We start from the raw sequence: 13,103 nt of genomic DNA on the forward strand, positions 1-13,103 counted from the left end.
TTCTATACAGAATAAATCCCGAAATCGCTTGGCGGTTTCGGGATTTTTGCTTATCTTTGTAGCTGTTTAAAGATTAACAAGTAAACATGAATACAGAGCAACAAAAGATAGAATACAAGAGTCTGCAAAAGATTCGAACTGGAGAGAAAGGATTCAAGGAACTCTCTACTACTTGTGTAGCTTTAGCCAATGCGCAAGGAGGACAGATTATGATTGGCGTGGAAGATAAGACAAAGAAACCAGCTTCCAATCAAGTTATATCGCAAGAAGAGGCAAATAGTGCCGTTACAAGATTGCGTGGACTTTGTTTCAATGTTGGTCTTGCAGTAGGCGACGTATGTGCAGACGAAACTGGCAGCCAGTACTTTGCTATCACAGTATTCCCTTCACTCCATTCATATGCCACCACTTCTGATGGCAAAATGTACATCCGTGTCGCAGACAAATGCGAGCCTGTGCGTAGTGAAGATATTCAACGTGTAGGAGAAGAGAAAGGAGCTTTCCAATGGGAACTTGTGCCAACACGATTTGAATTGGAAGATGAGAATAAGACGAATCTCTCTAAATTCGCTAATGATATACGCCAATCTGATAGAGTGAAGCAGCATATCAAGCAGCTCGATGATATGGAAATTGGCGAACAGTACCATCTTCTTGACGGCAACAAGATGACTAATCTTGGTGTCTTATGGATTGGTACAGCCAAACAGCGTAGCCGTATTTGCTATCCTATCACTGTGCAATATATCGTATATGATGACTTGGAGAACAAAACCAACAAATTGGAATGGCGTGACAATACACGTAATCCGAAAGAACTTTTGGAAGATATTATGGACAAGGCTGTAGAGTTGACCTATAGCTATGAGATGCCTAATGGACTCTTCCGTAAGACAGTACGCTATTATAACGAGAACTTAATCAGAGAGTTGCTTGTTAACAGTTTGGCTCATAGTTCAAGAACCATCTCTAACGACATCACAATCAAGGTATATCCAGGTTATATCAGCATCTCCAATCCTGGTGGTCTCCCTTTGGGTGTAACCAAAGACAACATCCTTCATACTAAGCACAGACGTAATCCGAATATGATTGAGATACTGACTGCACTTGGATTGATGGAAGGTGAGGGCTCTGGCTATGACTTGATTTATGAGTTGGATGCCGTTGAAGCAAAGAAACAACCAGAGATAGAATCAACATTCAACACTGTCACGGTATATCAAAGTGCAGAGATTACGGATAAAGAAGTTGTTCGCCTGATGGATTATGTTGACCATAATTATCAGCTTTCCCAAAAGAACAAAATAGCTTTCGGTATCATAGCCAGAGAGAAACGCATTGCCGCAACTGATTTATCTAAAATCCTCCAGCTATCTGCAGAAGAACGATTGAGAAGCTATATCGATAACTTAGACAAAAGCAATCTGATAACGAAAGGTGGCGTCAAGAAAGGATCATTTTTCCAAATCAATACAACTTTGCTGAAAAATGCAAAATCTAACATTGTTACTAGTTTGAAGACTATAGAACCACATGTTCTTAAGGCACTAATTATGGAAGATCTCCGTGTGCATCCTTTGAGTAAAATATCTGATATAGCAGAGCGCATTCCTGATATAGATATGAAAGAGATTCGAAAGATGCTCTATTCTATGGTTGGGAAGGAGATAGAAAAAGAGGGCACTCGATTTGATAGTAAATATTATATAAAGTAATGGCATAAAAAAAAAGGTCTGAAAAAGAAAAAACTGTTAACAACCATGTATTGGACTAATAATCAGCGACTTTCTTTTTTCAGTATTCTTTTTCTACTCCTATATTTCATAAAAGAGATTTTAAGTCTCGGTATAAGAACAGCCATTACGATGGAAACAAAGGATACCATCTATGTGATAGAACTGAAATTTAATAAGTCGGCACAAGAGGCTCTTGACCAAATCAACAACAAGCATTATGCTGATGCTTTTGCCCTAAAAGGCAAAACCGTGGAAAAGATTGGTATGAACTTTATGATTGATGAAGATAAGACGATTGTATTGGATTGGGTAAAATAGGCTTTATGTTAAAAATCCTAACTCATAGCTTTCTCCTCTAAAACTCACCGTTTCTTGGGGTTGAAGTCATCGTTTTCTATTTGGGAACTCATTGCTTACTGGATGGAAATCCTTGTATTTCTTTATGATTTCATGCTAAAAAAATAACACGGACAAATTGTCCGGCGGCTTGTAATGCGTTGATTATAGGAAAGTTATGAACGTCCGGACAAACAATCCGGACAAATTCAATTTGTCCGTGTGTTTTTTTCTTGTTGGAGGATTGCAAATCTGCTGGGACGCCATCCTGTGGGGGGAGATTATTGAAGAATCATGATGTGTGGTCAACAGACTTTTGAGGTGGAAATATTCGTAAAATAACGGTGTCTTGTGTATAAATTGAGGAATTGAGCGAAGATTTCTGATTATTTTACATGCTTATTAATAAAAAAATGCTATATTTGCAAATGTAATTTAATTTATCCTTAATTCCGCAACACTATAATTTAACTTTATTTATAAGTTCCTGAGCAACAAAAAGTTGCCCAGGATTTTGCCATGTCAGAATTTTCACTTATCTTAGTGTTGCAAAAAGAAAACAAGCAAAACTCTAATATGACATGGCAAAAATACAAATTAAATCTGAGAAACTCACACCTTTTGGAGGAATTTTTTCAATCATGGAGAAATTTGACTCCATGCTTTCACCCGTTATCGACTCAACACTGGGTCAGAGATGCAGCAGTATCTTCGGATATCAGTTCAGCGAGATAGTCCGTTCGCTGATGAGCGTTTATTTCTGTGGCGGCTCATGCGTGGAAGATGTAACGTCACAACTGATGCGCCATCTCTCGTATCATCCTACCCTTCGTACATGCAGCTCTGATACCATCCTCAGAGCCATCAAGGAACTGACACAGGAAAACATCTCCTATACTTCCGACCAAGGCAAGACCTATGATTTCAATACTGCAGACAAACTCAACACATTGCTTATAAACGCTTTGGTTTCTACAGGCGAGTTGAAGGAAATTGAGGAATACGATGTTGACTTTGACCATCAGTTCCTTGAAACGGAGAAGTATGATGCAAAACCGACCTACAAAAAGTTCCTCGGCTACAGGCCTGGCGTATATGTTATCGGTGACAAGATAGTCTATATCGAGAACAGCGATGGTAACACGAATGTGCGTTTTCATCAGGCAGACACCCATAAGAGATTCTTCGCTCTTCTGGAATCCCAGAACATCCGTGTAAATCGCTTCAGGGCAGACTGCGGTTCCTGCTCGAAGGAAATCGTCAGTGAGATAGAGAAGCATTGCAAACATTTCTACATCCGTGCCAACCGATGCAGTTCGCTCTACAATGACATCTTTGCTCTGAGAGGATGGAAGACGGAGGAGATTAACGGCATCCAGTTCGAACTCAATTCCATTCTCGTTGAGAAATGGGAAGGCAAGTGCTATCGTCTTGTCATCCAGAGACAAAGACGCAACAGTGGCGACCTTGACCTGTGGGAAGGCGAATACACTTACCGTTGTATTCTGACCAACGATTACAAGTCATCGACAAGGGACATTGTTGAATTCTACAATCTGCGTGGCGGCAAGGAACGTATCTTTGACGACATGAACAACGGATTCGGTTGGAGCAGGCTCCCCAAGTCATTCATGGCGGAGAATACTGTCTTTCTTCTGCTTACTGCATTGATACACAATTTCTACAAGACCATCATGAGCAGGCTTGACACCAAGGCTTTTGGGCTCAAGAAAACGAGTCGCATAAAGGCTTTTGTCTTCAGATTCATCTCCGTACCTGCCAAGTGGATCATGACTGCAAGGCAATACGTGCTGAATATCTACACAGAGAACCGAGCTTATGCAAAACCCTTCAAAACAGAATTCGGATAAGAATCCTTTCTTTCCGGTTTGAATCTGCGTATTACCTCAAGTCGCATCGTGGGGTAAGGGGATGGTGGCTACATATTGATGTTGTGCTGTTGCTTTTTACTGAAAGCTGCTACTAACGACTCATAAATCTACCCTTAATCGTGTATTGGATGATAGTTGCGGATTTTAGGTTTATGTAAGTTCTCTTTAAGAGTGCAAAGTTCTATAATTATCAAATATTCATAAACTATGAAGAAAAAGCAAATGAAAGCAAGTCTATTACTTGCGTCTTTATTGACGTTGGGTTTCTCGGTAACTGGGTGTACAAATGACGATTATGATTTTGACCAGATTGATGCAACGATGGGATTTGGTAGTGGCGAATTGGAAATACCTGCCAGTTCTACCATGAACATACCTCTGTCTGATATTCTGGAACTGGAAGAGGGTGGTAGTGTGAAGATTGCCGCAAATGGTGATTATCTGTTCCAATTGACAGGTTCTGAGGCATCATCTGCTTCACCAATGATTTCTCCTATTGTTCTGAGGGGTAATTCTTATTCTAATACGCTAACCTTAAATGCCAGTTCTGCTGCCAAGGGTACCCGTGCAGCTGGTAGTCATCTCAGTTTTGTATCTCCTAAGGAGTTGATGTTTAAATATAATGGTACGGATGCTGCTGTGAAGAGCCTGAAAAGTGCTGAGGTGGCTGGCGAAATCGAACTGAAGATTAATCTCACTCTTGGTGGTCTTTCTTCTGCCATCACCAATATTAATAAGGTAACCCTCACCCTTCCTGGCTATCTGGAGATTTCACGTGTCGAAGGTAATGGCAATGGCATTCCTATGGTCAATGGTTCCAAGATTACCGTGGAGAATGTTTCTACAAGCAGCAACCTCCGACTCACCATCAAGGCTAAAAAACTTGATTTTGAAAAACAGGATGCCTATGGTAAGGTTGTCATCGACAATAATGGTTCTATCCAGATGGACGGTTATTTCGACCTCGGTATTGAGGCTAATATAACGGGTGTTCCTACATCTGAACTGTCCATCGGTGCCAACGTGACAGTCAATGATATTACCTTGAAGTCTGCTACCGGTATCTTCGATCCAGAAATCAATATCTCAAGCTTGGGTGATGTATCTGTGACTGGCGTTCCTGACTTTCTTTCAGAAGATGGCGTAAGAGCTGACTTGGATAATCCTCAGATTATTCTTTCTATCAAAAATGATATGGATGCAGCGGCGAAGGTGAGTGCAAAGGTGATTTCTACCAAGAACGGTCAGAACTTGGCTACCGTGCAACTCCCTGAGATGAATATCTGCAAGACTACTGTTACGCCTGTAACCAAGATCTGTATCTGCCGCCATAAGACTGCAGAACTGACTGATCAGTATGGTGCTGCCAATGTATATGAGGTGAGCAACCTGGCTACACTCATCAACCAGCATATTCCAGACCACGTACAGATTACCGATGTAGAGGCGAAGGCTGATCTCAGTCAGGAAATGACCATCGAGTTCGGCCGCAATTACAATGTTGTTCCAAGCTACGAGATTTATGCACCGTTGGCATTTGCCAAGGATGCAGTCATCGAATATGCTGATGATTTCGACGGTTGGAATGATGATCTGGATGATTTGGAATTGTCTGAAGGAACTTATGTTCGACTGACAGCCGATGCGCAGAACCTGGTTCCTGCTACCCTCATCGTAGAGGCAACTCCACTCGGACTGGAAGGTACTGATATCAGTAACCTGATAGAAGTGAATGTCAAGAAGGGTACTGTGAAAGCATCTGCTGATGGTGTCAAAGCCGCGACTTCTCCGCTGGAAATAGAACTCCGTGAAAAGGTAAAGGGCGGATTGCAGAAGCTCGACGGACTCTCTTATAAGGTAAAAGGTAAGGCAAGCCATGATGGAACTACCGTGACCGGTATCAACCTCAACTCAGAGAAGCATACCCTGAAGTTGGAAAACATTAAGGTGAAACTCGTGGGTAAGGTGATTGGTAACTTCAATTAATGACAGAGAGTAGTAACAGAATAATAACACACATAAAAGACAAAGAAAATGATGAATAAAATATATAAGCATCTCTTGGCTGCCTCTCTGCTGATGATGGGTAGCACCGCAATGGCTCAGACACTCAATTCCGCTTACTTTACTGACGACTACAAGTTCCGTCACGATATGAACCCGGCTTTTGAGAACAAGCAGAACTATATCACCATCCCTGCATTGGGTAATATAAATGTCAACCTGCAGGGCAACTTCGGCTATCAGGATATTGTACTGAACAATCCGATGTACGGACAGGAGGCGGGTGCCAAGAAGATGACTTCCTTCATGAATCCTTATATTTCTGCCGATGAGGCGCTGAAAGGCTTCAGTAAGAGCAACAACCGCATACAGGGTGATGTGGGCATCTCCATACTTTCTGCCGGTTTCAAGGGCTTTGGCGGTTATAATACCATCGAGGTGAATGCCAAGGCATCTTTCGGTGCTTCCCTGCCTTATGAGTTGTTTGAATTTGCCAAGAACACGGGTAACCAGAATTATGAGATTGGTGATGTGAGCATGATGGCTCGCTCTTATGCTGAATTGGCATTGGGTCACTCTCATCAGATCAACAAGAAACTCCGCATCGGTGCTAAGTTGAAGTTCCTCTTCGGTGTGGCTGACGGTGATGTTCGTCTGGAAAACCTGCGTGCTGACCTCTCTGGTGCAGACAAGTGGATTGTTTCCGGCAAGGCGAATGCCCAGGTTTCCATGAAAGGCTTTACTTATAAGACTTCAAGAGATGAATATAACAACCCGGAGAAGGGGGAGTACGAAAAGATAGATGATGTAGATGTTGATGGCGCAGGATTGGGCGGCTTCGGTATGGCACTCGACCTCGGTGGTGTCTATAAGTTGAACGACAACCTGACCCTGAGTGCTTCTGTTCTCGATTTGGGCTTCATCAACTGGAGCAACAATATGAAGGCTGTGAATAGAGCAGAGAGCTTCGAGTTCAATGGCTTCCATGATACTGCGGTAAGAGAAAACAGTGGTTCTACCATTGATGACAAGATAGATGACTATGGCGACCAGATTACCGACTTCATCAACCTGAAGGATTTGGGCGACCAGGGTAGCCGTACTACTGCTCTGGCAGCTACGCTCAACTTTGGCGCAGAGTACAGTTTACCAGCATACGACAAGTTGTCCTTCGGTTTGCTGAGCAGCACCCGCATCAATGGTGATTATACCTGGAGCGAGGGTAGACTCAGTGCCAACTGGAAACCATTGAAGTGGTTGGATGGTGGTGTCAACTTTGCAGTCAGCAGTTTTGCTACAAGTATGGGTTATGTTCTGAATATCCATCCTAAGGGTTACAACTTCTTCATCGGTATGGATCACATCTTGGGCAAGACCAGCAAAGAGTTCATTCCTCTCAGTTCCAATGCCAGCATCGCATTGGGTATGAGCGTTACCTGGTAACAGATAATTGCATGTTTGCTGGTTTGAGAAGTAGGAAAATATGATAATAGGAGATAAACACCAATGATTAGTGTTTACCTCCTATTTATTTTATATACAGAATAAAGTATTTGATACATGTGATAAAGTAGAATTCTGCTTTTTTGCTTACCTTTGCATCCATAAAGAACAATTTAATCAACTAATAATTAATATAAATCATAAAATGACTAGATACAGAATGATTTTATCCCTGCTTTTGGCTGGCATGGGAACTACCTATGCACAGAACCCAATCGTGCAAACACAGTTAACTACCGACCCAGCACCTCTGGTTGTCGGAGACCGTCTCTATGTATATACAGGTCATGATGAAGATAAGGCCGACTTCTTCTGGATGAACGAATGGCGTGTGTATTCCACCAAGGATATGGTGAACTGGACAGACCATGGTTCTCCGCTCGACCTCAGTTCTTTTTCCTGGGCAGACGACCGCGCCTGGGCAGCACAGACCATCGAACGTAATGGTAAGTATTACTGGTATATCTGTGCGCACTCTAAACTGACGGGCGGAATGGCTATCGGCGTAGCTGTGGCAGATTCTCCTACCGGTCCGTTCAAGGATGCGCTGGGCAAACCGCTTTTCGATAATGGAAGTTGGGACAATATCGACCCTACCGTCTGGATGGATGAGGATGGTCAGGCTTATCTCTATTGGGGTAATCCGCATCTTTACTATGCCAAACTGAATAAAGATATGATCAGCTTCAAGGGGGGTATAGATGCTAAGGCAGCTGTTGATGAAAAGCGTGAAGTGGGCAGAATCGTGATGACTGAGGAGGGATTCGGCTCGCCTGACGTGGAGAAGCGTGATTCTACCCGAAAATATAAGGATTGCTACACAGAGGGACCTTGGTTCATGAAGCGGGGCAAGAACTATTATATGCTTTATGCTGCAGGTGGAGTGCCTGAGCATATCGCTTATTCCATGAGCAAGAAGCCTTTCGGACCATGGAAGTATATGGGCGAAATCATGCCATTGGAAGATACGGGTTCCTTTACTAACCATTGCGGTGTGACCGACTTCAAGGGCAAGTCTTATTTCTTCTATCATACGGGTAAACTGGGTGGCGGATTCGGACGCAGTGTAGCTGTGGAAGAATTCAAATATAATGCCGACGGCACATTCCCAATTATCCACCATACTCAGGAAGGAGTGGTTCCTATCGCAACCCTCAATCCTTACAAGCGTCAGGAGGCTGAAACCATCGCTTTCTCTAAGGGAGTGAAGTCGGAGCAGACCGATGATACGGGTGTTTATATCTCTGAAATCCATGAAGGCGATTATATCAAGGTACGTGAGGTGGATTTTGGTGATGAAGGTCCAGATGTATTTGCCATCTCAGCGGCGTGCTCTTCGCTTGGAGGTTCGCTGGAGGTTCATCTCGATAAGGAAGATGGCGAACTGGTGGCAAAACTTGATGTTACCAAGACCGGTGGCTGGGAAAAGTGGAAGACTTTCTCGGCACAAATGCTAAAGAAAGTGACAGGAAAGCATGATATATACTTCGTGTTCAAGGGATTGAAGGGAAGCAAACTCTTCAATTTCGACTGGTGGAAGTTTGAGAAGAATTTCGCCAATCCTGTGGTTTGGGCTGATGTGCCTGATGTGGATGTAATCCGTGTGGGTGACTGCTTCTATATGGTAAGCACCACCATGCATCTGATGCCGGGTGCGCCTATCATGAAATCGAAGGATTTGGTGAACTGGGAAACCGTGAACTATATCTTTCCTAAACTTACCGATTCGCCTAAGTATGACATGAAGGAGGGTACGGTGTATGGTCGTGGTCAGTGGGCCACTTCGCTGCAGTATCATCATGGCAAGTTCTATGCGCTCTTTGCTCCGAACGATAATCCAGGTGGAGAGACTTATATCTGTACAGCCGATGATATCGAGGGCAAATGGACTATCCACAGCCGTTTGCAGCATTTCCATGATGCCGCTCTCTTCTTCGATGACGACGATAAGGCATACGTGGTTTATGGAACGGGAGAGATGGTACAGCTGAATGCCGACCTGACGGATGTGGTGCCGGGCAGCCATCGTAAACTTTTTGAGCGTGATGCAGATGAAACGGGTTTGCTCGAAGGCTCCCGCATGATTAAGCACAACGGCAAGTATTATCTCCTGATGATTTCGTGGCCACAGGGACATCCTCGTCGTGAGGTTTGTTATCGTGCAGATCACATTCAGGGTCCTTACGAAAAGAAGGTGATTCTGGAAACGGAGTTTGCCGGATTCAATGGCGTGGGACAAGGTACGATTGTAGATGATAAGGATGGCAACTGGTATGGCATCGTATTCCAAGACCGTGGTGGCGTGGGCAGAGTGCTCACGCTGGAGCCATGTACCTGGAAGGACGGATGGCCTATGCTGACCGATGAGAAGGGCAATATTCCTGCCAAGATGCAGAAGCCTGTGCTGGGCTACGATGGCAAGGGACTCGTGTATAGTGATGATTTCTCGAAGGATAAACTGGAACTGCAGTGGCAGTGGAACCACAATCCTGTGGATAATGCCTGGTCGCTCACAGAGCGCAAGGGCTGGCTCCGCCTGAAGACATCCCGTATTGTTCCTAACATCTTCCTGGCTCCTAATACCATCAGTACCCGTACCGAAGGACCAACCTGCGAGGGAATCGTCAAGATGGATGTGAGCAAGATGAAGGATGGCGATGTGGCTGGCTTGTCAGCCTTCCAGGGTGATGCAGCCCTGCTTTCTATCGTAAAGGAAGGCAAGAAACTCTTTGTGGTAGGTACCAAGGAGAGTGTAGCCCTGACTGAAAAGGAAAAGGCAGTGACTGATGTGAAGCGTGAGGAGGTGTATCGCCAGCCTTTGAATCTGAAGCAGGATAAGGCAACGAAATCAAGTATCATCTATCTGAAGATGAGTTGCGATTTCCGTCTTCATCAGGATCTCGCCACCTTATTATATAGTATAGATGGAAAGACCTGGATTCCTGCCATCAAGGATTTCAAGATGCAATATGATTATCGCCGCTTCTTCATGGGCACCCGTATTGCCATCTATAACTATGCGACAAAGGCTACCGGAGGATATATAGATGTAGATTCTTTTGAGTATTCTAAAAGAAAATAGGTTTAAAGTTTGAGATATTTTTAATTTTGACGGCACAAAGTGATGGAAAATCAAAAAGTTTCCTTATCTTTGTGCCGTTTTTAATTACTAATCAATGCTGATTTTATGAACAGAAATAAGATGATTTTGGGGGCTTGGGTCTTGGGACTATTGTTTCCGATAGAGATGATGGCTAAGGCAAGTTGCACAGATAATAGTACTCGACTTTGGTATAATGTTCCTGCCCAACATTGGCTGGAGGCTTTACCTATAGGAAATTCTCATTTGGGAGGTATGGTATATGGCGGAACCACGGACGAGAATATCCAGTTGAATGAGGAGACTTTCTGGAGTGGCGGTCCTCATAACAACAATAGCAAGAAATCCTTGGAGAATCTGCCAAAGGTGAGGGAACTCATCTTTAATGGCAGGGAAGAGGAGGCGGCGGCTCTCATCAATCAGACCTTCATCCCCGGGCCTCATGGCATGCGCTTCCTGCCGATGGCAAATCTGCATGTCAAGATGCAGAATCAGGGAAAGGCGGAGCATTTTGTGCGCGAGTTAGACTTAAAGAGGGCGATTACCACCACCTCTTTTGTTCTTGATGATGTGAGATATACTCGCACAACTTTTGCTTCATTGGCAGATGGAGTTATTGTTTGCCATATCAAGGCAAGCAAGAAAGGTGCCTTAAACTTCGATGTAACCCTAGACTCGCCTTTTCAACATCAGGTTCAGAAGACACCTCATGGTGTTGTGCTGAGAGTTAAAGGACAAGACCAGGAGGGTATCAAGGCTGCTCTTACCGCCGAATGCGTAGCTGATGTGAAGACGGATGGCACTGAGGCTACCATCATCGTGAGTGCAGCTACCAACTTTGTGAATTATCATGATGTATCGGGCAACGCCGCTCAGCGTAATGCCGACTATATAAATAAGGTGAAACTGATGAGCTATGCCCAGTTGGAGAAACGCCATGTGGAGGCCTATCAGAAACAGTTTGGTACTTCTTCCTTGACTCTGACAACTGATGCCAATGCTTCGCTGCCTACCAACCAGCGCCTGGAGAAATTTGCGGGCAGCAAGGATATGGCGATGGTAGCGCTGATGTATAACTATGGTCGCTATCTGCTCATTTCCTCTTCCCAGCCTGGTGGACAGGCTGCAAACTTGCAGGGTGTTTGGAACAACAGCAAAAATGCGCCTTGGGACAGTAAATATACCATCAACATCAATACGGAGATGAACTACTGGCCTGCCGAGGTAACGAATCTCGCCAACACCACGGAACCTCTGTATTCGCTGATTAAGGATTTGAGCGTAACGGGAGCACTGACGGCTAGGGAAATGTATGGTTGTCGTGGTTGGATGGCACATCATAATACAGATATCTGGCGCATAGCAGGTCCGGTGGATGGTGCACAGTGGGGCATGTTCCCCAACGGCGGAGCCTGGCTCACCACCCATCTCTGGCAGCATTATCTCTATACGGGCGACAAGGCTTTCCTCAAGCAGTGGTATCCGGTAATAAAAGGTGCCGCTGAGTTCTATCTCGACTATATGCAGAAGTTGCCGGGCACTGAATGGAAGGTAACCGTGCCATCGGTGAGTCCGGAACAGGGACCTATGGGTAAGAGAACTGCCGTAACGGCAGGTTGCACGATGGATAACCAGATAGCCTTCGATGCCCTGACCAGTGCCGTGAAGGCTTCTGAAATATTGGGTGTTGATGAGGCTGAGCGCAAGGAGATGCAGCAGTTGGTTTCGCAGATTCCGCCGATGCAGATAGGAAAGTACGGACAGTTGCAGGAGTGGCTTGTGGATGCGGATGATCCGAAGAATGAGCATCGCCATATCTCGCATCTCTATGGATTGTATCCATCCAATCAGATTTCTCCTTTCTCTCATCAGGAACTGTTCCATGCCGCTGCCACCACTCTGAAGCATCGTGGCGACCAGGCTACGGGCTGGAGTCTGGGTTGGAAGACGAACTTCTGGGCACGCATGCTCGATGGCAATCATGCTTTCAGAATCATCAGTAATATGCTTCGTCTGTTGCCATCTGATGCGCAGGCAAAGGAGTATCCTGAGGGCAGAACCTATCCGAATCTCTTCGATGCCCATCCACCTTTCCAGATAGACGGCAACTTCGGAGTAACAGCCGGCATCGCAGAGATGCTCCTGCAGAGTCATGATGGAGCCGTGCATCTCTTGCCGGCATTGCCTGATGCCTGGAACATGGGAAGCGTAAAGGGACTTCGTGCCCGTGGCGGCTTTGTGGTGGATATGGACTGGAAGAATGGCAGACTGATGAAGGCGAAGATTCGTTCCACCATCGGAGGCATCCTGCGTCTTCGCTCCTACGTTCCGCTGAAGGCGAAAAAGCTGAAGAAGGCAGAAGGAAAATGTCCAAATATCCTTTTTGCATCTGCAGAAGTGAAACCTGTAATGGAACAGCATCGGATAGCAGAAGGAGTGAAGGTCCCTATTCCTGACGTATATGAATATGACTTGGAAACAGAACCAGGAAAGACTTATCTGATTAAATAATGTCCTAAAATCACATTT

Annotated in this window: 7 protein-coding genes; all 7 read left to right on the forward strand. The window is 44.7% G+C overall.

Annotated elements, in window-relative coordinates; translation table 11 throughout:
• The first annotated feature begins 86 nt into the window (after window positions 1-86).
• The 7 genes from FO447_RS14490 to FO447_RS14520 all read left to right on the forward strand — a co-directional run bounded on the left by FO447_RS14490 (window position 87) and on the right by FO447_RS14520 (window position 13,085).
• Entirely contained in the window at window positions 87-1,718 is a 1,632-nt protein-coding gene (locus FO447_RS14490; RefSeq protein ID WP_117695543.1) for an ATP-binding protein, read from the forward strand.
• Window positions 1,719-1,763: 45 nt separating this feature from the next.
• Entirely contained in the window at window positions 1,764-2,057 is a 294-nt protein-coding gene (locus tag FO447_RS14495) for a PD-(D/E)XK nuclease domain-containing protein (protein WP_234699016.1), read from the forward strand.
• Between the two features lie 599 nt (window positions 2,058-2,656).
• Window positions 2,657-3,946 carry an IS1380-like element IS612 family transposase gene (locus FO447_RS14500; protein ID WP_005814044.1) on the forward strand — a complete coding sequence of 430 codons (1,290 nt, stop codon included), beginning with the start codon at window positions 2,657-2,659 and terminating at the stop codon, window positions 3,944-3,946.
• A gap of 243 nt (window positions 3,947-4,189) precedes the next feature.
• Window positions 4,190-5,953, forward strand: a complete 1,764-nt coding sequence (locus FO447_RS14505) for a hypothetical protein (protein ID WP_200756950.1) — start codon at window positions 4,190-4,192, stop codon at window positions 5,951-5,953.
• Window positions 5,954-6,001: 48 nt separating this feature from the next.
• A complete protein-coding gene (locus tag FO447_RS14510; RefSeq protein ID WP_200756951.1) occupies window positions 6,002-7,414 on the forward strand; it encodes a DUF5723 family protein in 1,413 nt (470 codons plus the stop codon).
• 205 nt (window positions 7,415-7,619) lie between these two features.
• Window positions 7,620-10,556 (forward strand): family 43 glycosylhydrolase, encoded by a 2,937-nt coding sequence (locus FO447_RS14515; protein ID WP_200756953.1) that lies wholly within the window; start codon window positions 7,620-7,622, stop codon window positions 10,554-10,556.
• Between the two features lie 105 nt (window positions 10,557-10,661).
• Entirely contained in the window at window positions 10,662-13,085 is a 2,424-nt protein-coding gene (locus FO447_RS14520) for a glycoside hydrolase family 95 protein (protein ID WP_200756955.1), read from the forward strand.
• The last annotated feature ends 18 nt before the right edge of the window (window positions 13,086-13,103 follow it).

The sequence above is a fragment of the Segatella copri genome (assembly GCF_015074785.1).
GTDB lineage: Bacteria > Bacteroidota > Bacteroidia > Bacteroidales > Bacteroidaceae > Prevotella.

What these genes read in the sequence shown, in the direction of transcription:
- FO447_RS14490 (WP_117695543.1), top strand. Translation starts at nt 87, where the DNA reads ATGAATACAGAGCAACAAAAGATAGAATACAAGAGTCTGCAAAAGATT.
- FO447_RS14495 (WP_234699016.1), top strand. Translation starts at nt 1,764, where the DNA reads ATGTATTGGACTAATAATCAGCGACTTTCTTTTTTCAGTATTCTTTTT.
- FO447_RS14500 (WP_005814044.1), top strand. Translation starts at nt 2,657, where the DNA reads ATGGCAAAAATACAAATTAAATCTGAGAAACTCACACCTTTTGGAGGA.
- FO447_RS14505 (WP_200756950.1), top strand. Translation starts at nt 4,190, where the DNA reads ATGAAAGCAAGTCTATTACTTGCGTCTTTATTGACGTTGGGTTTCTCG.
- FO447_RS14510 (WP_200756951.1), top strand. Translation starts at nt 6,002, where the DNA reads ATGATGAATAAAATATATAAGCATCTCTTGGCTGCCTCTCTGCTGATG.
- FO447_RS14515 (WP_200756953.1), top strand. Translation starts at nt 7,620, where the DNA reads ATGACTAGATACAGAATGATTTTATCCCTGCTTTTGGCTGGCATGGGA.
- FO447_RS14520 (WP_200756955.1), top strand. Translation starts at nt 10,662, where the DNA reads ATGAACAGAAATAAGATGATTTTGGGGGCTTGGGTCTTGGGACTATTG.